This window comes from Promicromonospora sp. NPDC090134 (assembly GCF_044746965.1).
In the GTDB taxonomy this organism is placed as follows: Bacteria; Actinomycetota; Actinomycetes; order Actinomycetales; family Cellulomonadaceae; genus Promicromonospora.
Map to the genome: position 1 here is coordinate 17565 of NZ_JBIVCZ010000002.1, position 23877 is coordinate 41441.

The 23877-nt window shown below is 69.3% G+C and carries 21 protein-coding genes; 12 read left to right on the plus strand and 9 right to left on the minus strand.

The genetic code is table 11. From position 1 onward, the window contains the following. Positions 1 to 4: 4 nt before the first annotated feature. The 3 genes from ACIPN7_RS06530 to ACIPN7_RS06540 form a co-directional block, all read right to left on the minus strand. Positions 5 to 1078 carry a zinc-binding dehydrogenase gene (locus tag ACIPN7_RS06530; RefSeq protein ID WP_400539203.1) on the minus strand — a complete coding sequence of 358 codons (1074 nt, stop codon included), beginning with the start codon at positions 1076 to 1078 and terminating at the stop codon, positions 5 to 7. Between the two features lie 110 nt (positions 1079 to 1188). After that, positions 1189 to 1890, minus strand: a complete 702-nt coding sequence (locus tag ACIPN7_RS06535) for a type 1 glutamine amidotransferase domain-containing protein (protein WP_400539205.1) — start codon at positions 1888 to 1890, stop codon at positions 1189 to 1191. A gap of 47 nt (positions 1891 to 1937) precedes the next feature. Next, positions 1938 to 2957, minus strand: a complete 1020-nt coding sequence (locus tag ACIPN7_RS06540) for an alcohol dehydrogenase catalytic domain-containing protein (protein ID WP_400539207.1) — start codon at positions 2955 to 2957, stop codon at positions 1938 to 1940. Positions 2958 to 3246: 289 nt separating this feature from the next. On the opposite strand from ACIPN7_RS06540, the gene ACIPN7_RS06545 reads away from it, so the two are divergent. The 7 genes from ACIPN7_RS06545 (at position 3247) to ACIPN7_RS06575 (ending at position 10267) form a co-directional block, all read left to right on the plus strand. Further along, a complete protein-coding gene (locus ACIPN7_RS06545) occupies positions 3247 to 5136 on the plus strand; it encodes an amidohydrolase (protein ID WP_400539209.1) in 1890 nt (629 codons plus the stop codon). 113 nt (positions 5137 to 5249) lie between these two features. Next, the gene (locus ACIPN7_RS06550) at positions 5250 to 5918 is read left to right on the plus strand and encodes a hydrolase (RefSeq protein ID WP_400539211.1); all 669 of its coding nucleotides are present in this window, start codon (positions 5250 to 5252) and stop codon (positions 5916 to 5918) included. A gap of 38 nt (positions 5919 to 5956) precedes the next feature. Next, a complete protein-coding gene (locus tag ACIPN7_RS06555; protein ID WP_400539213.1) occupies positions 5957 to 6466 on the plus strand; it encodes a DoxX family protein in 510 nt (169 codons plus the stop codon). Between the two features lies 1 nt (position 6467). Further along, on the plus strand, positions 6468 to 7664 hold the full coding sequence (locus ACIPN7_RS06560) for an MFS transporter (protein WP_400539215.1): 1197 nt from the start codon (positions 6468 to 6470) through the stop codon (positions 7662 to 7664). Positions 7665 to 7807: 143 nt separating this feature from the next. Further along, positions 7808 to 8290, plus strand: coding sequence for a MarR family winged helix-turn-helix transcriptional regulator (locus tag ACIPN7_RS06565; protein ID WP_400539217.1), 483 nt, complete (start codon positions 7808 to 7810; stop codon positions 8288 to 8290). A 145-nt stretch (positions 8291 to 8435) separates the two neighbouring features. Next, entirely contained in the window at positions 8436 to 9590 is a 1155-nt protein-coding gene (locus tag ACIPN7_RS06570; protein ID WP_400539219.1) for an LLM class flavin-dependent oxidoreductase, read from the plus strand. Further along, entirely contained in the window at positions 9590 to 10267 is a 678-nt protein-coding gene (locus ACIPN7_RS06575) for an FMN reductase (RefSeq protein ID WP_400539221.1), read from the plus strand. Before ACIPN7_RS06570 ends, ACIPN7_RS06575 begins: the two co-directional genes overlap by 1 nt. 77 nt (positions 10268 to 10344) lie before the next feature. On the opposite strand, the gene ACIPN7_RS06580 is transcribed toward ACIPN7_RS06575, so the two are convergent. The 4 genes from ACIPN7_RS06580 to ACIPN7_RS06595 all read right to left on the minus strand — a co-directional run bounded on the left by ACIPN7_RS06580 (position 10345) and on the right by ACIPN7_RS06595 (position 16410). After that, positions 10345 to 11205, minus strand: coding sequence for an alpha/beta fold hydrolase (locus tag ACIPN7_RS06580; RefSeq protein ID WP_400539223.1), 861 nt, complete (start codon positions 11203 to 11205; stop codon positions 10345 to 10347). A gap of 69 nt (positions 11206 to 11274) precedes the next feature. Further along, positions 11275 to 12099: an alpha/beta fold hydrolase gene (locus ACIPN7_RS06585; protein WP_400539225.1), complete on the minus strand. Its 825-nt coding sequence runs from the start codon at positions 12097 to 12099 to the stop codon at positions 11275 to 11277. A 171-nt stretch (positions 12100 to 12270) separates the two neighbouring features. Next, positions 12271 to 13062 carry an alpha/beta hydrolase gene (locus tag ACIPN7_RS06590; RefSeq protein WP_400539227.1) on the minus strand — a complete coding sequence of 264 codons (792 nt, stop codon included), beginning with the start codon at positions 13060 to 13062 and terminating at the stop codon, positions 12271 to 12273. Positions 13063 to 13152: 90 nt separating this feature from the next. Beyond that, positions 13153 to 16410 carry an ATP-binding protein gene (locus tag ACIPN7_RS06595; protein WP_400539229.1) on the minus strand — a complete coding sequence of 1086 codons (3258 nt, stop codon included), beginning with the start codon at positions 16408 to 16410 and terminating at the stop codon, positions 13153 to 13155. A 266-nt stretch (positions 16411 to 16676) separates the two neighbouring features. On the opposite strand from ACIPN7_RS06595, the gene ACIPN7_RS06600 reads away from it, so the two are divergent. From ACIPN7_RS06600 to ACIPN7_RS06610, 3 genes are all read left to right on the plus strand, one after another. After that, positions 16677 to 17294, plus strand: a complete 618-nt coding sequence (locus ACIPN7_RS06600; protein WP_400539231.1) for a TetR/AcrR family transcriptional regulator — start codon at positions 16677 to 16679, stop codon at positions 17292 to 17294. A 378-nt stretch (positions 17295 to 17672) separates the two neighbouring features. Beyond that, positions 17673 to 19103: an amidase gene (locus tag ACIPN7_RS06605; RefSeq protein WP_400539233.1), complete on the plus strand. Its 1431-nt coding sequence runs from the start codon at positions 17673 to 17675 to the stop codon at positions 19101 to 19103. Positions 19104 to 19152: 49 nt separating this feature from the next. After that, positions 19153 to 19509, plus strand: a complete 357-nt coding sequence (locus tag ACIPN7_RS06610; protein ID WP_400539235.1) for a UBP-type zinc finger domain-containing protein — start codon at positions 19153 to 19155, stop codon at positions 19507 to 19509. Between the two features lie 15 nt (positions 19510 to 19524). Here the strand turns inward: ACIPN7_RS06610 and ACIPN7_RS06615 are convergent, their stop codons facing one another. Together ACIPN7_RS06615 and ACIPN7_RS06620 are read right to left on the minus strand one after the other, a co-directional pair. Then, entirely contained in the window at positions 19525 to 21186 is a 1662-nt protein-coding gene (locus ACIPN7_RS06615; RefSeq protein ID WP_400539237.1) for an FAD-dependent oxidoreductase, read from the minus strand. Between the two features lie 39 nt (positions 21187 to 21225). After that, the gene (locus tag ACIPN7_RS06620) at positions 21226 to 22056 is read right to left on the minus strand and encodes an alpha/beta fold hydrolase (protein ID WP_400539239.1); all 831 of its coding nucleotides are present in this window, start codon (positions 22054 to 22056) and stop codon (positions 21226 to 21228) included. A gap of 691 nt (positions 22057 to 22747) precedes the next feature. Here ACIPN7_RS06620 and ACIPN7_RS06625 point away from each other — a divergent pair. Together ACIPN7_RS06625 and ACIPN7_RS06630 are read left to right on the plus strand one after the other, a co-directional pair. Beyond that, positions 22748 to 22978, plus strand: coding sequence for a hypothetical protein (locus ACIPN7_RS06625; protein ID WP_400539241.1), 231 nt, complete (start codon positions 22748 to 22750; stop codon positions 22976 to 22978). A gap of 67 nt (positions 22979 to 23045) precedes the next feature. After that, the gene (locus ACIPN7_RS06630; RefSeq protein WP_400539243.1) at positions 23046 to 23819 is read left to right on the plus strand and encodes an SDR family NAD(P)-dependent oxidoreductase; all 774 of its coding nucleotides are present in this window, start codon (positions 23046 to 23048) and stop codon (positions 23817 to 23819) included. Positions 23820 to 23877 lie beyond the last annotated feature (58 nt).

Consider the following 23877-nt stretch of genomic DNA (forward strand, 5'->3'; position numbering starts at 1 on the left):
CTCCTCAGTCGAAGATGATGACCTGGCGGCCGATGACGTCTCCGCGGGCGACCTTCTCGAGGTTCTCGTTGATGTCCTCGAACTTCACCGGGGTGATGGTGTTGTGGATCTTGCCCGCCGCGGCCAGCGCCAGGACCTCGGAGATGTCCTGGTGGTTGCTCCAGAACGACCCGTGCCAGGTCTGCTCGGTGCCGACCACGAGGTTCACCGGGAGCTTGGCCTCGGTGGACATCAGCCCGACCTGCGCTACGTCGGAGCCCGAGTTCAGGATCCGGAAGTCGATGTCGAGCGACTCCTGGGCGCCGGCACAGTCGAGGATGGCGTCGACGCGGCGTCGGCCGGTGAACTTCTCGAGCTGGTCCTGCACCTGTTCGACCGTGGCGTCCCGGGTGTTGATCGCGTAGTCGGCCCCGTACCGGAGGGCGAGGTCGAGCTTGTCCTGTGCCCGGGAGAAGGCCACGATGTCCGCGCCGCCGCTGAACAGCTTCGCGTACTGCACGGCGTAGCTGCCGAGGCCGCCGATGCCCGTGACGACCACCGTGTGGCCTGCGGTGAAGTTGCCCCGCTCGACCAGCTTCTTGATGCCCCGGTACGGCGTGGCCCCCGCATCGGTCAACGGCGCGAAGAACTCCGGGCCCTGGCCCTCGCCAGGGTTCACCTTGATGGCGTGCTGGTAGGGCACGGCCACGTACTCCGCGTAGCCTCCGGGCGGGCCGAACCCCACCCAGCGTCCGCTACCGGTGCACAGCTGCGTGTTGCCTTTGAGGCACTGCTGACACGTGCCGTCACCCCAACCGGGGTCGACCGCGATGAGGTCTCCCTCCTCAAGCACCCCGTCGGGGACGAGCGAGCCCTTGCCCGCGATGTGGCCGGCGATCTCGTGGCCCGGGACGATCGGCAGCTCGGTCGGCAGGGCCGCCTCGAAGTACCCGTGCATCTGCTGGTAGTCGCTGCGGCACATCCCGCAGGCGCCGACCTTGACCAGCACCTCGTCGGCCATGGGCGTGGGAACGTCCATCTCTACGAACCGGAGCGGCTCCCCGAACTTCCAGATCACTGCCGCCTTCATCTGTGCCATGACGTTCTCCCTCGTCGGTATTTCGCTGTCAGGAAGCAACGTAGGAGCGGGCAGTTGACAAGCAGTGAACCAAGAGAACGTGCGCCGTCGCGGCTGCGCCCACCGTGGGATCAAGCCCCCGTGTTCCGGACGAGCGAGATCAGCTCCAGGGCGGCTGGTCCGGAAGAAGCCGGGTTCTGGCCCGTGACCAGCATCCCGTCGACGACGACGTGCGATGCGAAGTCACGAACCCGGGAGAAGACCGCACCGCCGGCGACCAGTTCGTCCTCGACCAGGAACGGCACGACCTTCGTCAGGCCCATCGCCTCCTCCTCGCTGTTCGTGAACCCGGTGACCTGCCGGCCACCCACGAGCGGGGAGCCGTCGGCCGTGGTGGCGTGCCGCATGGCACCCGGAGCGTGGCAGACCAGCGCGAGCGGGCGGCTCTCCGTCACCATCCGCTCGATCAGCGCGATCGAGTACGGGTCCTCGGCCAGGTCCCACAGCGGACCGTGGCCGCCGGGGTAGAACACGGCGTCGAAGTCGTCCGCGGACACGGCGTCCAACCGGGCGGTCGAGTCGAGCTGAGCCTCTGCCTGGGCGTCCGCCTCGAACCGCCGGGTCTGGTCGGTCTGGAACGCGGGCTCGTCACTCTTCGGGTCGAGCGGTGGACGCCCACCCTTCGGTGAGGCCAGTGTGACGTCCCAGCCGGCGTCCCGGAAGTGGTAGTAGGGCGCAGCGAGCTCCTCGAGCCAGAATCCGGTCTTGCGCCCGGTGTCGCCCAGCTCGTCGTGCGAGGTCAGCACCATCAGTGTCTTCATCTGGGTCTTCATCTCCATCACGTTACGGCGGCGCGCTGGACCAGGCACCGGCACGGGCCTCAGTAGGTCACGACGGCCTTGAACCGCAGCTGCCCGTTGATCAGGCGCTGGTACGCCTCGTCCACGCGCTCCTTGGGGAAGACCTCGATCATGGGCTTCACGTCGCCACGGGCCACTATCTCCAGCGCTTCGGCGAGGTACTCCGGGCCGTTGTGCGCCGAGCCGATGATCTCGAAGCTGTGGCCGGTCAGGGACAGCGCGGGGAACGAGAACATGTCGTCCGCCGAGATGCCCATCAGGATGATCTTCGCCCAGGGCTTCAGCCCTTTCAGGGCATCGATCGCGGGCGCGTGGGTCGGGGCCGTGTGCAGGAGCACGTCGGCGCCGCCGGCGGCACGCAGCTCGTCGCCGTTGGCCACGACGTCGTCGGCCCCCAGCTCTCGCGCGAGGTCGTGCTTGTCCGGCGAGTGGGTGATCGCGATGACGTGGTAGCCGGCGGCCTTGGCGAACTGGACGCCCAGGTGCCCGACACCGCCGACGCCGAGGATGGCCACGCGCGCGCCGGGCTTGGCGTTGGCGCGGCGCAGGGCGGCCCAGACGGTGTAGCCGGCGCACACGGTGGGCGCGGCCAGCTCGTACGAGAGCCCGTCGGGCAGCAGGATGGTGCCGTTGGCGTCGGCCGCGATGTACTCCGCCTGACCTCCGTCCACGTTGACACCGGTCAGGATCGGCGCGACGCAGTTGTTCGCGGTGACGAAGCTGTAGGGGTGCCGACCCCGGCAGAACTCGCACCGTCCGCAGGGCTTCTGCGTGATGGGCAGGCCGACCCGGTCGCCCACCTGCCTGGTCGATACGCCCTCACCGACCGCCACGACCTCGCCGACACCCTCGTGCCCGAGGACCAGGGGGAACGGCCGGAACGACAGCACGTTCCGCGCCAGGAGCGCGTCGGTGTAACAGAGACCGCAGGCATGGATCTTCACGAGTACCTGGTGCGGTCCTGCCTCGGGCTTGGGGACGTCCTCCAGCGCCCAGTGGGCATTTGCCGCCGGTATGACCGCCGCCTTCATCGTTGTCATCGCTCGCTCCTGGCCTCTGGTTCCGCCGGCCCAGGTCAGGGCGACGGCCATGCCCGGCCTGCGCCGGTACCCGTTCGAAGGTAGGTCGGCCCGGTGGAGGAAGTGTTGATCGCTGGTGGACGGACCAACCGGCTGGCGCACCCGAGTGGATGAACCGTCATGCCGGTATGTCCTTCGTCACCCGCCCACTCCCTTGCGCGCTGACTATTTCTCCGCAAGTATCTTTCGTGCAAGCTAACGGCGGACCGGACGGCCCGCCGTGACAGAGAAAGATTGGAGGTCGATCGACATGGCCACCATGCCTGTCGGCGGCATCACTCCCGCCGAGGTCGAGCACCCGGCGGACGTCGTCGTACGCAACGCCAAGATCTACACCGGCGACCCGGACCGGCCCCAGGCGAGCGCAGTGGCGATCTCGGGCGGCAAGGTCACCGTCGTCGGGGACGACGCCGACATCCTCGGCGTCGTGGGCCCCGCCACCCAGGTCATCGACGGGCAGAACCGCCGCGTGATCCCGGGCCTGAACGACTCGCACCTGCACGTCATCCGCGGCGGGCTGAACTACGTGCTCGAGCTGCGCTGGGACGGCGTGCCCACCCTGCGGCAGGCCCTGGCGATGCTGCGCGAGCAGGTGGCCCGCACGCCGAAGGGGCAGTGGGTCCGCGTGGTCGGCGGCTTCACCAAGGAGCAGTTCGCCGAGAAGCGGCTTCCGACCGTCGCCGAGCTGAACGCAGCCGCCCCTGACACCCCCGTATTCATCCTGAACCTCTACCAGTCCGCGCTGATGAACCGTGCGGCGCTCCAGGCGGCCGGGTTCACCAAGGACACCCCCGACCCCAAGGGGGGACAGATCGTCCGTGGCCGCGGCGGTGAGCCGACCGGGATGCTGCTGGCAGCCCCGAGCGCGCTGATCCTTTACTCGACGCTGGCCAAGGCGCCGCTCCTCGCCCCCGAGGACAAGAAGAGCTCGACCCGGCAGTACCTGCGCGAGCTGAACCGCTTCGGGCTCACCTCCGCGATCGACGCGGCCGGCGGGTTCCAGAACTTCCCGGACAACTACGCCACCGTCATGGAGCTGGCCGAGGAGGGCAACCTCTCGGTCCGCATCGCCTACCACCTGTTCCCGCAGACGGTCGGCCAGGAGCTGGACGACCTCACGCGCTGGACGCAGACGGTCAAGCCCGGCGACGGTGACGAGTTCCTCCGCCTGAACGGGGCGGGCGAGAACCTGACCTGGGCGGCGGCCGACTTCGAGAACTTCACGGAGCCGCGGCCCGAGCTGGCACCCGGCTACGAGGTGGAGTTCGAGAAGGCAGTCCGACTGCTGATGGAGTACGACTGGGGCTTCCGCCTGCACGCCACCTACGACGAGACGATCCGTCGCGACCTGGAGGTCTTCGAGCGGCTCGCGGGCGAAGGACTGTTCCCCGGCAACAGCCGCTGGCTGTTCGACCACGCGGAGACGATCAGCGGCGAGAGCCTGGACCGGGTCGCCGCCCTGGGCGGTGCGATCTCCATCCAGAACCGCATGTCCTTCCAGGGCGAGGCGTTCCTGGCCCGGTACGGGGCCGGGGCGGCCGCGCAGGCTCCGCCGATCCGCAAGATGCTCGACCGCGGCCTCGTGGTCGGGGCTGGCACGGACGCCACCCGCGTCTCGTCCTACAACCCGTGGGTCGCGCTGCACTGGCTGGTCACGGGGCGCACGCTGGGCAACACGCTGATCTACCCGCCGGAGAACCGGGTCAGCCGCGAGCAGGCGCTGCAGATGTACACCCAGGCCGGCGCCACGCTGACTGCCGAGCAGGGGGTCAAGGGCATGCTGCGCGAGGGCCACTACGGCGACCTCGCGATCCTCTCCGACGACTACCTCACCGTCGACGAGGCCGACATCCCGCACATCGAGTCCGTCCTGACCCTCACCGGTGGCCGCGTCGTCTACGCCGCCGCCGAGTTCGAGGGGCTGGACGAGCCGCTGCCGACCATCAGCCCGCTGTGGAGCCCGGTAGCGCACTTCGGCGGCTACCAGGCGACCTCGGCACCCTCGCGATCCGGCGCCCAGCAGGCCCGACAGATCGTGGAGGCCGCGGCCGACTCCGAGCTGCAGCGGCAGTGGCACATTGCCCGCGGCGGTACCGCCCCGCAGGTCGGCGCCGGCGCCTTCGAGACCCACAACCACTGAGGCAGACCATGTTCCGCATCTTTCCCCGCAGGCGCCCCCGCCATCTCGGGGACGTCACCCCCACCACTTCGGTCGAACAGTCCGTCCGGCCGAACACCGAAGGAGATACAGAAGTGACCCAGCTCAACCTCGACACCGTCACCGCAGGCCCCAGCGACGACCTGATCACGCCCGACAACAGCGTGTTCCTCTTCGTCGACCACCAGCCGCAGATGTTCTTCGGTGTCGGCAGCGCCGACCGCACGGCGATCATCAACTCGACCGTCGGCCTGGCCAAGACCGCCAAGGTGTTCGACGTGCCCACCGTGCTGACCACGGTCGCGGCCCAGTCGTTCTCCGGCAACCTGATGCCCCAGCTCGCCGAGGTCTTCCCCGGCCAGGAGATCATCGACCGCACCACGATGAACGCCTGGGAGGACCAGGCCGTCGTGGACGCGATCAAGGCCACCGGCCGCAAGAAGATCATCCTGTCGGGCCTGTGGACCGAGGTGTGCCTGGTGCTCCCGGCCCTGTCAGCCCTGGCCCAGGGCTACGAGGTCTACGTCGTGGCCGACGCCTCCGGTGGTGTGAGCGCCGCGGCGCACGAGCACGCCCTGACCCGGATGGAGAAGGCCGGCGCCACCACGGTCACCTGGGTCCAGGTGCTCCTCGAGCTGCAGCGCGACTGGGCCCGCGGGGAGACCTACGCGGGCGTCTCGGAGGTCGTCAAGGCCCACGGCGGCTCGTACGGCCTGGGCATGTACTACGTCGGCGACATGACCGGCGCCAACGCCGCAGGCTGACGCCCACCACTGCCCGAGACGAGTGAAGAGACCGGACCATGAGCATCGACATCGGACTGCTGCTGCTTCGCGTGATCACCGGCGTGCTGCTGGCCGGTCACGGGATGCAGAAGATCTCCTACCGCTTCGGCGGGCACGGCCTGCGGGGCGGGATCGAGGAGTTCCGGTCCGACGGGTTCCGCGGCGGCGCCATCACGGCGCTGGCCGCGGGCCTGGGCCAGCTCGGGTCCGGTCTCTTCCTCGCCGCCGGGCTGGCCACCCCCGCGGCCGCCATGGCGGCGATCGGGGTCATGACGGTCGCCGCGACCGTCAAGGCCAGGAACGGCCTGTGGGTCCAGCACGACGGCTACGAGTTCCCCCTCGTGCTGATCACCATCGCCTCGGCGCTGGCCTTCACCGGCGCCGGCGCCTACTCGGTCGACGCCCTCCTCGGGCTCGACCACCTGGTGCCCTGGTTCGGCCTGGGCGCCGTCACCCTCGGGGTCGGGGCGGGACTGACCGCGCGTCTGGTCCTGCACACCCCGAACCCTTCTCGAACGGAGTCCTGACATGGCCCCCACCGACCGCATCGGCCGCGGGACGTCCTTCGCCATCATCGCGGCGACCTTTGCCCTGCTCACCACCGGCGGCACCATCCCCATCCCGCTGTACACCCTCTGGGGCGCCGACCTGGGTTTCGGGGCCGCGACCACGACGTGGATCTTCGCGATCTACGTCCTGGGCACACTGCTCGCCCTGATCTTCTTCGGCGGCCTGTCCGACCAGGTCGGACGCCGCCCTCTCGCCTTCGCGGCCCTGGGCATCACCATCGCGTCCACCCTGTTCTTCCTCTTCGCCGCCAACGTGCCGATGCTCCTGGCCGGGCGGTTCTTCAGCGGCGTCGGCGTCGGCCTGATCACCTCCGCGGCGACCGCCGCGCTGGCCGAGGTCTACCCCGGGCCGAACAAGGCCATCCCGGCCGTGGTCTCCACAGCGGCCAACATGGGCGGCCTGGGCCTGGGTCCCCTGGTCGCCGGTTTCTTTGCCGAGTACCTGCCGGCGCCCAGCACCCTGATCTTCGCCGTCTTCATCACCCTGGTGACGGCCGTCACGCTGCTGACGCTGTTCGTCCCGGAGACCAACCCCCGGCGGGTGGCCAAGATCAACTGGGCGCCCCGGGTCGGGGTGCCCCGCGCGGCCCGGTCCATCTACCTGCGCTCGGCTGTCGCGGTCTTCCCCACGTTCACCCTGCTCGGGCTGTTCTCCAGCCTGACTCCCCGCTTCATCCGCGAGACCTTGGGCGTGGACAACCTCCTGGTCGCCGGTCTTGCCACGTTCATCCTGTTCGAGGTCGGCGTCACCGCCCAGCTCGTGTTCCGCGGCCGGGCGCCACGCTGGTCGATCCTGCGGGGCCTGCCACTGCTCATCCTTTCCCTGGGCCTGGTCCTGACCGGGTTCCTGCTGGCGAACCTCGCGCTCTTCGGGCTCGGCACGGTCATCGGTGGCGTGGGCGCAGGGCTCAGCTTCCTGGGTGGCCTCGGTCAGCTCAGCAGAGCAGTGCCGCACAAGAGCCACGCCAAGTCCGTCGCCGCCTACTTCATCGCCGCCCAGAGCGGCCTGGCCGTGCCCGTCCTGACCATCGGGGCGCTGAGCGGCCCGTTGGGGCTGACGGGCGCCACCACCGCGGTCATCGGCGTCGTGCTCGTCCTGGCCGCAGCCGCCCTGGTGATCAACGCTCGCCCCGCACGGACGGCCGGCGCCGACTGACGACGCCGGCCCCGGGGCCGGCCGCACGCCCACCATGTCGGCGCCGCAGGTGTGGTGTCGTGAGGGCCGTCACGGACGGGAGGCCTAGCAATCACCTTTCGCGCAAACTAATATGGGCGGCAGGGACAACGGAGGTAGACCTCATGACCAGCACCGCGGCAAGCACATCGATCGACGTCCAGGATGCCGAGGCCATTCAGCTCTGGGGCCGCGTCATCAAGGGCTTCGCGGTCACCAACCGCAAGCTCCACGCCGCCATCAAGTCCGCCTTCGAGCTCAGCGAGGCGGAGGCCGAGACACTGCTCAACCTGCACCGCGACCCCGAGCACCGTGCACCGATGGCGACCCTCGCCCGCGCGGCCGCCTTCACCAGCGGTGGCTACACCAAGATCGCGGACAAGCTCGTCCACCGCGGCCTGGTCGCGCGAGTGCCCTGTGTCGACGACCGCCGCATCACCTACCTCGAGCTGACCGCCGACGGCACCGAGGTCGCCACCGACCTCGCCCGCCTGGTGAGCGACGTCAACCGGGACCAGTTCGTGGGAGTCCTGGGACCCGAGCGCGCGCGCATGGTCGCGGAGGCGATGACAGAGCTGTACCGAGCCAACAGGGACCCCAAGAAGTAAGGGCACGCGGGAGTGCGCTCGGGACGCTTGGCCATATACCTTCCACGCTAATTGCTTGCGCGGAATAGATCCGCCGACCATCACGTTGAGCCCATTAGTCGATGCAGTTGCATCGAGTCAGACATCAAGCGAGGAGCGCAGCATCATGCAGTTCGGGATCTTCAGTGTCAGTGACGTGACGACGGACCCGACGACGGGGCATACCCCGGACGACACCGAGCGGGTGCGGGCGATGCTGACCATCGCGAAGCACGCGGACGAGGCGGGCCTGGACGTCTTCGCCACCGGTGAGCACCACAACCCGCCGTTCGTGGCCTCGAGCCCGACGACGATGCTCGGCTACCTCGCGGGTGTGACCAAGGACATCACCCTGTCCACGGCCACCACCCTGATCACCACCAACGACCCGGTCCGCATCGCCGAGGAGTACGCGATGCTCCAGGTCATCAGCAACGGTCGCATGGACCTGATGATGGGCCGCGGCAACACCGGTCCCGTCTACCCGTGGTTCGGGCAGGACATCCGCCAGGGCATCCCGCTGGCCATCGAGAACTACGCGCTCGTGCGGCGCCTGTGGACCGAGGACGTCGTGGACTGGGAGGGCAAGTTCCGCACCCCGCTGCAGGGCTTCACCGCCACGCCGCGCCCGCTGGACGGCGTGCCGCCGTTCGTGTGGCACGGCTCGATCCGCAGCCCCGAGATCGCCGAGCAGGCCGCCTACTACGGTGACGGGTTCCTGCACAACAACATCTTCTGGCCCATGAGCCACACCAAGCAGATGGTGGCGTTCTACCGCCAAAGGTTCGAGCACTACGGCCACGGCCGCGCCGACCAGGCGATCGTGGGCCTCGGCGGCCAGGTCTACATGCGCAAGAACAGCCAGGACGCGATCACCGAGTTCCGGCCGTACTTCGACAACGCGCCCGTCTACGGGCACGGCCCCACCATGGAGGACTTCACGCGCGACACCCCGCTGACCGTCGGCTCCCCGCAGGAGGTCGTCGACCGGTACGGCTCGTTCATCGACGAGGTCGGCTACTACCAGCGCCAGATGTTCCTCATGGACCACGCCGGGCTGCCCCTGAAGACCGTCCTGGAACAGATCGACATCCTCGCCTCCGACGTCGTGCCGCAGCTGCGCAAGATCGCCGACGCCAAGCTCCCCAACGACGTGCCCGCCAACCCGCCCACCCACGCCGAGCGCGTCGCCGCGGCCCGCGCCAAGGGCGAGGCCGGCGCCACGCACGTGGGTGACGGCGGCGACGAGTACACCGGCACGCTGGCAGAAGAGGCACTCTGATGACAGACCCCATGACGGACATCGTCCCCGTCGAGGACAAGCCGCGCCGCACGATCGCCGTCGTGCACGCGGGGCTGGGCCAGCCCTCCTCCACGCGCCTGCTGGCCGACCGCCTGGCCGACGCCACGGTGCGCGAGCTGCAGGCCCTCGGCCACGAGGTGACCGTGCAGGTCGTCGAGCTGCGCGACCACGGTCACGCGATCATCGACGCGATGCTCACCGGGTTCCCCACCGGTGACCTGGCCCGGGACATCGAGACCATCACCGCGGCCGACGGCGTCATCGCCGTCACCCCGCTGTTCACCACCACCTACTCCGGGCTGTTCAAGTCGTTCGTCGACATCCTCGACAAGGACGCCCTGACGGGCATGCCCGTCCTGCTCGGCGCGACCGGCGGCACACCCCGCCACTCGCTCGCCCTGGAGTACTCGATGCGCCCCCTGCTGACCTACCTACGGGCCGACGTCGTCACCACGTCGGTCTTCGCGGCCACGGACGACTGGGCCCAGGCCGGCGACCACACCCGGCACGACGACGGCGCCAGCTCCCTCCCGGAGCGCATCGAACGGGCGGGCCGGTCGCTGGCCGCGATCGTCTCCGCACGCGGCGAGCACGCCAAGCCCGACGACCCCTTCGCCAGCACGCCCAGCTTCGAACGGATGCTGAGCGCCGTGTGACCAGACCGGCCGGCCATGCTCTCCATGGCCGGCCGGTCTGTTTCGTCGCGGGCGGTCCGCTGCGAGTCGCCCGGCTCTCACAGCGAGGTGGACAGGAACGAACGGATGAGCGGCACGGTCTCGTCCAGAGCGCTCTCCAGAAGAAAGTGACCGCCATCCAGGAGGTGCACGTGCGCCGCCGGCAGATCGGTCGTGAAAGCCCGGGCGCCGTCGGGACCGAAGATCGGGTCGTCGCGTCCCCAGACCGCCAGCAGGGGCACCTGGCTCTCCCGGAACCAGCGCTGGACCTCCGGGTAGAGCCTGGGGTTGGTGCCGTAGTCCTGGAACAGGGCGAGCTGTACCAGGTCGTTGCCCGGCCGGGAGAGCAGCGCGAAGTCGTAGGTCCACGTCGTGGGGTCGACGAGAGTCTCGTCGGCCACTCCGGTCAGGTACTGCCAGCGGGTCAGGTCCAGGGTGAGGGCCTGCCGGGCCCCCGCTTCGTTCTCCGGTGTCTGCTCGTACCAGTAGGCCTGTGCCGTCGAGATGAACTCGGTCTGAAGGCCCTCCACGTAGGCGTTGCCGTTCTGGCTGATCACCGCGGTGATCGCCGAGGGATCACGGATCGCCAGCCGCCATCCGATCGGAGCGCCGTAGTCCTGGACGTACACGGCGTAGCTGTGGATGCCCAGCTGATCGAGCAGGCGGGCCGTCAGGTCGGCGAGCGTGTCGAACGTGTAGGTGAACTCGCTGACCGGCGGGGCGTCGGACAGCCCGAAGCCCAGCAGGTCGGGCGCCACGAGATGCCACCGGTCGGCCAGGCGAGGGATCAGTCCACGGAACATGAACGAGCTGCTCGGGAAGCCGTGCAGCAGCACGAGCGCCGGGGCGTCGGGCGGCCCCGCCTCGCGGTAGAACAGCCGCTGACCGCCCACGACGGCATATCGGTGATGTGTGCTCATGTCCTGCACGCTACGGAGCCGCTCTGGACGGACGGTGCATGAATGGTTGACCGGCACGCGATCCCGCCGTCACGACCGGATGAACGCCAGCAGGTCCGCGTTGATCGTCTCCGCCTGGGTGGTCGGCATGCCGTGCGGGAACCCGGGGTAGGACTTCAGCGTGCCGTTGCGCACCAGCTTCACGGCGCGGGGCGCCGTGTCCGCGTACGACACGATCTGGTCGTCCTCGCCGTGCATCACCAGGACGGGCACGTTGATCCGGGCCAGGTCCTCGGTGTAGTCCTCGCGCGCGAAGGCGAACACGCAGTCGTACTGGGCGTTGGCGGCACCCATCATGGCCTGGCGCCACCAGTTGTCCACGATCGCGTCGACGGTCTCAACGCCCGGGCGGTTGAAGCCGTAGAACGGGCCAGCAGGCAGCTCTCGGAAAAATGTGGTCCTGCTGGCGGCGAGCTGGGCCTGGAGCCCCTCGAACGCAGACTGCGGCAGACCGTCCGGGTTGGCGTCGGACAGCGCGGTCGAGGGGGTGACGGCGCTGATCAGCACCACCTTCGCCACCCGGCTCTCGCCATGGCGCCCGATGTAGCGGGCTACCTCGCCACCGCCGGCGGAGTGTCCGACGTGGATCGCGTCGGTGACGTCGAGGTGCTCGGCGAGTGCCGCCAGGTCGTCGGCGTAGTGGTCCATGTCGTGCCCGCCGGCGGGCTGGGCGGAGCGGCCGTGCCCCCGCCGGTCGTGGGCGATCACACGGAATCCGTGATCCTTGAAGAACAGCATCTGGTTGTCCCAGTCGTCGGCTGACAACGGCCAGCCGTGGCTGAAGATGATCGGCTGTCCGGAGCCCCAGTCCTTGTAGAAGATCTCGGTGCCGTCCGGGGTCGTGAACGTGCTCATGGTCGCGCCTCTCCTGCATCAGTGGTTCGTCCGCGTGATCACCGGTGCCGGGCTCAGCGCCATGGCATCAGCTCGTGATTGCCCGCCGAACCTACGAGACCGCTGTGGACGGCCGCTGAACCCCCAGTGGAGCCAGGGACCGGCTCTTGTCCTGGAAGCCCACCGTCGGCACTACAGACCGCGCCGGGCGAGCCAGTCGAGAGCGGCATCGGCGAGCGCGCGCCAACCCTTGTCGAAGGCCGCGCTGTGCCCGCGTTCGGGGAACTCAACCAGTTCGGTGTCCGCACTGGACGCGGAGTAGAGCCTGTGGGCGGCCTTGACCACGACCGCGGGCACGGTGTGGTCCTTACCTGCGGCCACCAGCAGCAAAGGCCCCCGATCCGAGCGGCGCGTGTCCACCGTCGACGGCGCATTCGGTGTGAGATTGGCCGACGACACCTCGAACAGCGGCCGAGCCGGCCCCGGGATAGCGACCCGCTGGTAGAGCTGGTCGGACTCGGCACGGAGCAGTGCGTTGCCGAAACCATAGAAGAACTGCCGCTCGGTGAGGGTGACCGTTCGACGCTTGTTCAGCGGGTTGGACAGAGCCGGGAAGCTGGAACGCAGCTGGCTCCACGGCACGACCCGCACACCTTTGATCGGTGCGGGCGAGATCGCGACGGCTGCGGCGGCCTGGCCGCGTTCCAAGAGCTTCTGGGCAATGAGCCCTCCGAAGGAGTGGCCGATGACGATGGGCGGGACTCCCAGGCCGGCGAACGCCTCGGTGTAGGCGTCGGTGATCCGGTCGACGCCGACATCGGCCATCCTGGCCGGGTCGGAGCGTGTGGCGGCGGGGGTTGGCGCGTCGCCGGGCCAGCCGGGTGCGAGGCCGTCGTAGCCCTCCCTGCTGAAGTGCTCTTGCCATGGTGCCCAGGACGTGGAGTGGATCCACAGACCGTGAATGAACACGACGGGGCGTTTCATCACTGACCTCATCCGCGCAGAAGGGACATTCCGACCCTCACTACGCTAGGCGTCAGCTCTTGACGACCAGTGGAACGCAAGTGGATCTGGTCAGCGCCCAGACCGCCTGTCCAGCTGCGCGAGAAACGTGTCGGCGCGCTGGACGATCAGATGTGCTTCCTGCTCGGTCGACACCTGTCGAGCCTTACGGACTGCGGCGCGCACGGTCGCGTCGGGGTGTCCCTGCGCCTGGAGCAGGCGCGCTCGCAGGAGCAGGAGCAGTCCCTCCGCGTAGCGCTGACCGTACGTGTGCAGATAGTGGTCTGCGCGGTTCAGGGCGGCCGCTGCCGACCTCAGGTCTCCGGCGGCGAGCAGCATCTCACCGAGAAGCGCGTACCAGGTGGAGATGCACGAGCGCACAGGGTCGAGAAGATTGGCTTCGATGATCTGCTCGGCCTCTTCGGCGGCGCCGGTCGGATCGGTACCTGTGACCGCTCGGCCCCAGCACCGGGCCAGCCGCTGGTAGGTGCCCAGGAACACGTAGGAGAGGTCGGGGTCGACGGCGATGCCGCGGTCGGCCGCGTCCAGTGCCCTGGTCGGGTCCCCCGCCAGCACCGCGATCCTCGCTGACATCGTGGCCCACACCGTGACGGTGTAGCGGTCGTCGCCGGCGGCCTCTATCCGGTCCAGGACCGCGAGTCCTTCGGCCACCCGGCCGTGCAGGGCTGTGACCTCGGCCTGCAACCCGGTCATGAGCAGCTGGAGGTCGTACTGGACAGGGTTCTCGTCCCTGCTGGCCCAGTCGGCCAGGAGGGTTTGCTCGGACCGGCTCAGGTACCGGAAGGCTTCGCCGATGTTTCCGACGTCCCACTGGTGGATCCCCCACGCGTGCAGCCCGTAGGTACGCACGATCGGGTGAGGGGACGACTCCCCTAGCTTGAGCAGCTGTTGCGCCAACACGCCGGTTTGGTCGAGGTGAATGCCCTGCGCGTACGCTGCCCAGCGCGAGTAGAGGATTCCAGCAGCTTCCACCTCTCGGCCCAGCTTGCGGGCCAGGTGCTCGGCACGCTCAAGCAGCCCCAGTTCCGCGCCCGCGTACATCGAGCGCATCCCGATGACGGCGGTGAGCTCGTACAGGGCGGCCAGCTCTGCGTCAGCCAGGCCTCCGGTCCGGGACACCTGTGCGGCAAGTCGCAGCTGTTGCTCGGCCGTCTCCAGAGCGGACTTGGCCGCTGCTCGCCGGCCGGATCGCACGAGTGCGGCGGCCGTCCGTGCTGGCACGGCCAGTGGGCCGGCGGCCCACAGGTGGTGGGCGACACGTTCCGGGACGGACTCTCCGTCAGGGACCATCTGTTCCAGCGCGTCTGCGACCCGCAGGTGCAGCCTGGTGGCGTGCCGTGGCGCGGTCGTCTCGGAGATGGATTCGCGCACCAGGTCGTGCACGAAGCGCACCGAACAGGGATCGCCGGGAGTCGGGGTCAGGAGTCCCAGCGCCTGGACGGGCTCCAGCTTCTCGAGACAGGTCGCGACGTCGAGGTCGGCGACGTGGGCGAGCAGGTTGAGATCCACGTCTCGCCCGATCAGGGCGGCACTCTCGAGAAGCGCCTTGGTGCCGTCGTCCAGTGCGCCCATCCGGTCGCGGACGACGTCCCGCACGGAGGTGGGCACCCCGTCACGCCAGGCCGTGGCTCCGGTGAGCTGGTCTCCACCGGCAAGTAGCCGGGCCAGCTCCCGGACGAAGAACGGATTGCCGTCAGTGCGCGAGTGAATGGTCCGGGCGACCTCCAGATCCGGGGTCCGCCCCGTCTCGCGGCGGACGAGCTCCACCACCTCGCCGGAACCGAGTGGACCGAGGTGGAGGCGGCGATGTACTGATGACCGGCTCACCGCAGCGAGCGTCCGTCCAAGATGCGAGCCCGACCCCGGTTCGCCGTCACGGAGTGCTCCTAGGATTCCGGCGCCGCACGGCAGGCGAGAAGCCAGGTGTGCGAACAGGTGCAGGGAGGCGACGTCCGCCCACTGGAGATCGTCGATCACGATCACGACCGGTCGCTGTACCGAGACGTGGGAGATCAGTGCGACGACGTCCTCGTACAGCTGGAACTCGTTGCTGCCGCCCGGGAGTACCTGGCCGGTCAGCACGTCGTCGTGCGGTTCCAGGAGCTGACCGAGCCCACCAGCGCGCCACGACTCCTGGTCCGGACCGGTCAGGTCGTCCAGGACCGTCCGGACGATCTGCAACCAGGGCCACATCGACGGAGCACCCCCACCATCCATGCAGCGGCCCCACGCCACGAGGCAGTCCCGGTCGCCCGCTTCGCCAGCCACCTCTTCCAGAAGCCGGGTCTTGCCTGCACCTGGCTCGCCCTCGATGACGACCAGACCGGCGGCACCACCTGCCACCCGGTCCACCGCGTCCCGCAGTACCGCAAGCTCTGCGGACCGACCGACCAAGGCCTCGGGCGCTTGCGGCCTCTGGGGCACGGCTTCGGCCGCGGCCGGAGCGTGCGCGCCCGAGATTGTCACCCGACGGCCGATCTTTGGTGCGAGGTCCTGCCGCAGGACCCGCTCGTGCGCCAGCTCGAGCGCGGAGCCCGGATCGATGCCGAGCTCGTCCGCGAGTCGTGCACGGACCGCGTGGTACAAGGACAGGGCCTCAGCTTGTTGGCCCACGGCTCCCAAGGTGGTGATCAGGCTGGCCTGTATCGGTTCGTGCAACGGACCCATCGATGCGGCAAGGTGCAGGGAGGGGAGCACGGGCTCCGGCCGACCCACCCGGACCGCAAGCTCGGCCGTGGCCGTGCAAGCGCGGAAGAACTCGTCGTTCAGGCCCGTGAAGACCGGCAGCGCCTCAGGCCCGTGGGACAGCCCATCACCCGCGCATCCCTGCCAGAGCCGAAGTGCGCGCTCGTAGCGGTCCAGCGCTTCCTCGTGCTGCTCGCCGCTCAGCGCGCTCTGCGCGGATCCCACGAGGCCCCTGAAGGTCGCCAGGTCCAGTATTCCGGCACCTGCCGTGCACAGGTAGCTGTCTGCCCTGCGCACGAGGTACGAGCTCGTCCCTCGATTGGGCAGAGCCGGCTCCAGCAACCGACGAAGTGCGCCGACGTACTTGTGAATCACATTGACCGCGCTGTCCGGCGCGTGGTCACCCCAGATGAGGTCCACGAGCTCGGGCTTGCTGACCGGCTTTCCCTCATGAGCGAGCAGCAGTGCAAGGAGGTAGGCCTGCTGTCGTGGACCAATGTCCAGCTCGACCCCGCCGCGCCACAGACGCAGCGGGCCGAGGATCTGCATTCGCAGCGCGGACTCACTTCCCGGGTCCGCTTCCGCTGGAGCGGCGGTCTGCATCGTGGAGACGCCCACGTCCATCAACATCCTCGATCGAGCGGACAGATGGCCTGCACGACCGCGACGCACGTTCAACCGACGCGCACGCACCACGCGGCCATAGCGAGACTCTAGTTCCTGGAGTTTATCTCCAGCGAGACTTTCACCCGCTCAGCGAGCAGTGGATCCGGGCACGGTTCAAACCACCTGGTGAGCGCCGCGCACCGCGGGCAGGTGACGCTCTGGAGATTGACGGTGAGACCTGTATAGGCTCGAGCAATAATCGTCGAGCCGAGGATGAAGTCGCAGTGACCGACCACGCACAGCTCCCGACCCGGCGCGATCGGTACGCCGAGATGACGCGACGAGAGATCGTCACGGCAGCCCGGCAGTTGTTCGCGGTGCAGGGCTACGCGCGCACCACGGTCGAACAGATCTCCCGGGCCGCCCGCGTCTCGCCGGCCACGGTGTACGCACAATGCGGCGGCAAGGAAGGCCTGCTGGGCACTCTCATCGACATGTGGACCGCCGCGCAGCTCGTGCGTGACATCATCGCCGCATGCGAGGCCGTCGACACGGGCCGAGCGAAGCTTGAGGTGCTCGCCGAGGGATACGTCGCCATCTACGAGGAGTCCGGCGACATCATTCGCATCGTGGAACGCGCTGCTTCGAGCGTGCCCGTGGCCGAGGACTTCCTCAAGACGGCCGACGAACGACACCTGCAGGCTGTGCGCCAGATCGTCGCTCGGATCCAGGACATCGGCGACCTCGCCGACGGCGTCTCCGTGGAGGACGCGGTCAGAATCATCTTCTTCCACTTCAGGTACGACCAGTTCGCTCTTGCCGCCGACACCTTCGGCTGGGGCGTGGACCGGACCCGGCGCTGGATCACCGACCGCCTCGAGTCGGCGATCCTCCGGGACTGAGCAGCCGGCTCACGACCACGCCACTCGCCGGTGCGCCGACGTCACGCTCCGGTCCACTGGCCGTACACGGCCGGTCAACGGCCCGTCCAGTTCGCCGCCATAGCGTCTCCCGCATGAGAGTCCTGATCGTGTTGACATCCCACGACGAGCTGGGCGCCCACTGCCGGGCCCGAAGAGCAACGAGCCGCAGTTCCAGGCCTCCTACCGGCCAGAACCGGGCCTCCTCCGGGCTGGCAGCGATCGAACTGATCGCGCTCGTGCGGAACCCAGGGGGTTGACCCGATGCTCGGAGCATCTTCGGCAGCCGGCAGCCGCGGTCCTGTGCCGCCACCTCCTGTCGCCCAGTCGGGTCCGTACGTCGCCGAGGTGTCAGCGACGATGCTCGAGCAGACGGCGGCGATACGTCGCGGCGACCTGTCCAGCGTCGAACTGACCCGGATGTACCTGGAACGGATCGACGCGCTGGACCGGCACGACACCCTGAACGCCTACATCCTCTCGCGTGGACAGGACGCCCTGGCTGACGCGACCCGGCTCGATGGTCTGCGCGCGGCGGGGCGGCCCCTAGGACCCCTCCATGGCGTCCCGCTGGCCGTGAAGGACAACCTCTTCACGGCGGGAACGGTCACGTCGAACGGCACCGCGCTACTGGGAAAGTTCGTCCCGGAGCACGACGCCACCGTCGTCCGGCTGCTCCGGTCGGCCGGTGCGCTCGTGCTCGGCAAGACCAACCTCCACGAGTGCTCCTTCGGCATCACGAGCAACAACCCGCACTACGGTGCGGTGCACAACCCCTACGACCCCCTGCGCATCCCCGGCGGCTCCAGCGGTGGGTCGGGCGCGGCGGTCGCCGCGCGCTTGTGCTCGGCGGCTGTCGGTACCGACACCGGCGGGTCCGTGCGCATCCCCGCGGCCCTGTGCGGCGTCGTCGGCCTCAAGCCCACCCTCGGACGGGTGAGCCGCGGGGGGATGTTCGGCCTGTCCTGGACCTGCGACGTCGTGGGGCCCATCGCCCGCACGGTCGCGGACGCCGCCACGCTCCTGCGCGTCATGACCTCGGGCCCGGACCCGCTCGACCCGGACGCGGCACACGAGCCCCCCGGAGCGGGACTTCCCGACGGGCCCGGGGCGGGAGCACAGCGCCTCCGGGGCGCACGGATCGGGATCCCCGACGGGTTCCTCGCCGCGGACAACGCGCCGGACGTCGACCGCGTGCTGGCACAGACCCATCGGGCGCTCGAACAAGCCGGGGCGATACTCGTGCCGGTAACGGTCGCGGGGGCCGAGGCGGCCACAGCACAGGGTTTCGTGACCGTCATCCCGGAGGCGGTGGTCCTCACCGAGAGAGCCCTGAGCACGGCAGGGGTCGATGGCGGGGTGCCCGCCGGTCTCGACCGCTTCGGCGCAGACGTCCGTACGGCCTTGGGCGCTCAGGTAGGTCCGGACCCGGATCCGGTCCCCGCCTTCCGGTACGCCGAGACCCTGAGCACCACGCTCCCCGCGCTGCGGCAGGCGTTCGCCGACGTCTTCGCCGACGTGGACGTGCTGCTCACCGCAACCACACCCGCGACCGCCTCCCCGATCACCCAGGACGAGACCATGCGGCACAACGGACGGAACGTCGGCACGTTCGAGACGTTCGTGCGGTACACCTACTGCGTCTCGATGGCGGGCCTACCGGCCATCTCGTTGCCGGCAGGTACAGACTCGGCTGGGCTCCCCGTGGGTGTGCAGCTCGTCGGGCCTCGATGGGGTGAGGCCGGGCTGCTCGGGATCGCGAGCGCCCTCGAGTACATCATGCACACGTGACCAGGGTGCGCCGAGGCTCGGTCACGGACCTGACGAAGGAGACGACACCATGACAGAGAACTACGACCCGCTGATCGTCGTCGGTGTGCCGCCGAGTGGTCTGGGCTGCGGAGAGTGCCTGTCGACCGGAACTGGTTGGTGGCTGCATCTCAGGAGGTGCGCCACGTGTGGCACTGTCGGGTGCTGCGACAGCTCGCCGTCCGGCCACGCGTCGCGGCACGCGCGTGAGAGCGGCCATGCGATCATCCAGAGCTTCGAGCCGGGTGAGGACTGGTTCTACGACTTCCGCACCGACCGATCGGTCCCCGGGCCACGGCTCGCCCCTCCGGACAGCCGCCCCCTCGAGCAGCCGAGCCCGGCGCCCCTCGACCGCCTACCGTCCGACTGGCTCGACCGACTGCGCTGAACCGACGACCGCGTCTCACGCCGTTGCGCCTCGTTGCTGCGCGAGCATCAGGTGGACGGAGGCGACGGCGCCGGCTCCCTCCCCAACGGCCGAGGCGACGCGCTTGACGGATCCGGCCCGCACGTCGCCGGCGGCGAAGACGCGCGGGAGGCTGGTTTGGAACGGCAGCACCGGCGTCTGTGCGGCAGGGTCGCCTGGGTCCACGCGGGTGCCGGTGAGCAGGAACCCGTGGGAGTCTCGTTGCAGGCCGGGAAGCCAGTCGGTGTCCGGGTCCGCGCCGATGAAACAGAACAGGGTATGGCTTTGCACCTCGCGGTCGGCGGCGCCCGTCGTGCGCAGGACGACGCCGTGGAGCTCGTCGTCGCCGGTCAGTCCCACGACCTGCGTCCGGGTCCTGACCTGCACCATGGGGTGGGCCTGGAGCCGCCTGGCCAGGTACGTGGACATGCTCTGCCGGATGCTGTCGCCACGGACCACCAGGTCGACCAGCGACCCGCGTGACGCCAGGAAGAGAGCCGCCTGTCCCGCTGAGTTCGCGCCTCCGACCACCGTCACGGGCTGGGTGACGCAGTCCCTGGCATCGAGGTCCGTGGCCGAGTAACGAACCTGCCCGAGCTGCTCGAACTCCCCCAGACGTGGCACCGGGAGACGGCGGTAGCGGGCGCCGGTGGCGATGATCGCCGCCCGGGCTCGCAGATGCGTGCCGTCGGCCGCGCTCAGGACGGGTCCGGCCGGGTCGGTCGCGTCCAGCGCCATGACGTCGCACGGTGCGTACAGCTGCGCGCCGAACTTCAGCGCCTGCACGAGCGCGAGGCGCGTCAGCTCCTCGCCGCTGATGCCGCTGGGGAACCCCAGGTAGTTCTCGATCCGCGAGCTTGTCGCCGCCTGCCCGCCCGCGGCGCCGGAGTCGAGCACCACCGTGACGAGGCCCTCCGACGCCCCGTAGACCGCGGCCGCCAGTCCCGCGGGACCGGCGCCGACCACCACCAGGTCCACGTCGTGCCGCGAGTCGTCGTAGGCGAGCCCTATCGCCTCCGCGACGTCATGAGGCGTCGCCCTGCGCAGGACCCGGTCCGAGACGATCGCGGCGGGAAAGTCCGCCTCGGTCAAGCTGTGCGCGGCGAGGAGCGCCTGCGCGGGGATCGAGTCGGCCTCCAGCACCAGGTGCGGCAGCAGCAGGCGGGCCGCGAACGCCACCAGCGCACGGGTCCGGTCCGAGTTGGGCGCACCGATGATCTCCAGGACGCTCCCCGCCGCGTGTTGGATGAGGCGGCGGCGGACGCTGAACGCCTCGACGATCACGTCCGCGATGTCGACCTGTTCACCGAGCACCGCGCGAAACCGCTCCGCCCGGACCCGCACGACGGTGCCAGGACGTCTGACCCGTGCCGTGAGGAACACCGACTGCCCGGTGAGCATGCTCAGTTCCCCGGTGAAGTCACCCGGGCACCGCGAGTACACCACGTGCTCGGGTTCGGTGGCCGTGGCGTCACGCACGACGTCGACGATCGCGGACTCGATCAGGAACAGGTCGTACCGCCGGTCGCCGGTGGCGTACAGGACATCGCCCGCGGCGACAAGCTCGCGTTCGCCGTACGCGGCGAGGCGCTGGAACTGCTCGGGGCTCAGCGCCGGCGCCACGGCGCCGGCGCCGGCCTCGGGACCGGCACCGGACATGGCCCAGCCTCCTTTCGTGCAGGTGTGTTGATCGACGTGTCAGCGGGCAGTTTCTCGGGCCGCCCGCTCGATGAAGGACGCGGTTGTGTCCGGGCGGGATGCGAACACCATGTGCGAGGCTCCTCTGACTGTCTGTACCGTCGCTCCCGCCCGCTGGGCCATGTACCTCTGGGCGGCCGGCGGGATGATCTTGTCGGCGCCGCTGACCAGGGCGTAGCTCGGGATCGTGTGCCACGCCTGCTCGCCCGCGGCCGGCTCCGCGAGTGCCACGTTGGTGGCGGGGCGCTGGGTGATCGCGTAGAGCGCGGCGTCCTTGGCAGGCAGATCCCCAGCGAACCGCGGATGGAACACCTCGGGATCGATGTAGAGATCGACCACCCCGTCCGACAGCGGCACGGCCTTGAGGGAGTCACCCACGGTGCTTCCGGGGAACATGCCCGTCAGCTGTTCCGCGGTCTCACCGGTCTCCGGGATGTACGCCGCCACGTAGACCAGCGCCTTCACGTTCTCGTTCCCGGTGGCGGCCGTGGAGATGACCGACCCGCCGTACGAGTGCCCGACCAGCACGATCGGGCCCTCGATACTGTCGAGCAGGGCGGCGAGCTGCTCGGCGTCGGAGCTGACCGATCGGAGCGGGTTGGCCGCTGCGACGACCGGGTAACCGTCGGCAGTGAGCCGACTGCTGACCGCGTTGAAGCCGCTGCCGTCGGCGAACGCACCATGTACGAGGACGATCGTCGGCTTGTCGGCCGGAGCGTGGTCGTGTCCGCCCGGGTGGGCGTCCGCCGTCGTCACGGCGAACAAGCTGATGCTCGCGACGACGAAAGCCGCTGCGGCGGCGACAAGGCCCTTGAGTCTCTTCCTGATCATGGTCCCGCTCCCTGTTATCCAGTGCGTCCGGCGGGCCCCGAGCGGGCCCACCGCTCACGACGCTAGGAGCCACCGGTGGACGGGCCGTAGACGGGCGTGGCGCCGTCGGCGCTCCCGGTGGAGCCGCACTGGATCGGCGCCGACGCACCAATCAACTAGCCGTCCACACGAGCCGACCAACCTATTCCTGAGAGACTGTTGGACGAGCAGGGACGCCACCATGCACGAGCAGGCCTACGAAGCCCCGTGCACCGCCGAGGAGAGGCGGCACGAGTCGGCGACCTCCACGATCCGGAACCCGCGACTGGCCCTTTTCGCCCTGGCACTGGGCACCTTCGCGATCGGGACCGGCGTATTCGGCAGCAACGGCATCATCCAGCTCTTCGCGGCCGACCTAGACCCTGTCCATCTCCGCAGCCACCTACGCGATCACCGCCTACGCCTTCGGCGTCATGATCGGCTCGCCCGCGATCACACTGCTCGCCGCGAGTGTCAACCGCCGCACCCTGCTGCTCGGCCTGGTCGCGCTCTTCCTGATCGGCAACGGTCTGTCCGCTGTCGCCCCGAACCTCGCACTGCTGGTCGTGTTCCGGTTCGTCGCGGGCAGCGTGCAAGGGGCATTCTTCGGCGCCGGGGCAGTCGTCGCAGCCTACGTCTACGGACCAGCTTCGCCCCCGACGCGCCTACCCTCATGGGCGCCCTCAACCTTGCCGCGCTCAACCTCGCCAACTCCCTCGGCGCCGTCGGCGGCGCGATCACGCTCGACGCCGGCTGGGGAGCCCTGTCCACCGTATGGGCCGGCGCCGCCCTGACCACTGCAGGACTCCTGCTGTACGTCACCACGGTCGGCCGGCGCAGAGATCGGGCCGTCCGGGCGATCAGTGCGCAACGGCATGAAAACACCTCATGGTCTTCGTCGTGAGGGCCTTGCCGGCGGTCCCGCGGCGACCGCCGTCCTCAACTCTCACGCAAACAGAAGGGATACGCGGATGCAGATCGATCTGACCGGACGGGTAGCGCTCGTCACCGGTTCCAGTGCCGGCATCGGCCGGGCGATCGCCACCTCGCTCTCCCGCGCGGGAGCGGACGTCGTGGTCAACGGCCGCGACGCGGGGCGGGTGAGATCCGTCGCGGAGGAACTCGGCGGACTCGGGATCGTCGCCGACGTCGCCACCACTGAGGGCGCAGACCATCTTGTCACGGAGCTGCCCGAGGTCGACATCCTCGTCAACAACACAGGCGCCTTCCCGGCACGCCCGGTGTTCGAGATCGACGACGCCGAGTGGCGAGAGATCTTCGAGATCAACGTGCTCTCCGGGATCCGGCTCACCAGGCACTACGCCCAGGGGATGGCGACGCGCGGACACGGAAGGGTCGTGTTCATCTCCAGCGAGGCAGGTGTCCAGCCGCCGACCAACATGGTGCACTACGGCACCACGAAGACCGCGCAGCTCACGGTGGCGCGCGGCTACGCGCAAGCCCTCGCCGGCACGGGCGTCACCGTCAACAGCGTGCTCGCCGGCCCGACGATGAGCGACGGCGTCCTGGCCATGTGGGACGACATCTACCCGGGCCTGTCCCGCGAGGAGCAGGAAGGCCAGTTCATCGCGGACGGCCGGGTAGCCGGATCACTCATCGGGCGGTTGATCCGGCCCGAAGAGGTCGCACACCTCGTGACCTACCTCGCCTCGGACTACTCCTCGGCCACCACCGGGCGAGCGCTCGGCGTGGACGGAGGCCTGGTGCCGACGATCCTGCCGTAGCACGGCACCACCGTGCCGACTCTCGGCGCAGACAAGGTCAGGAGGCCGGCCGGACATA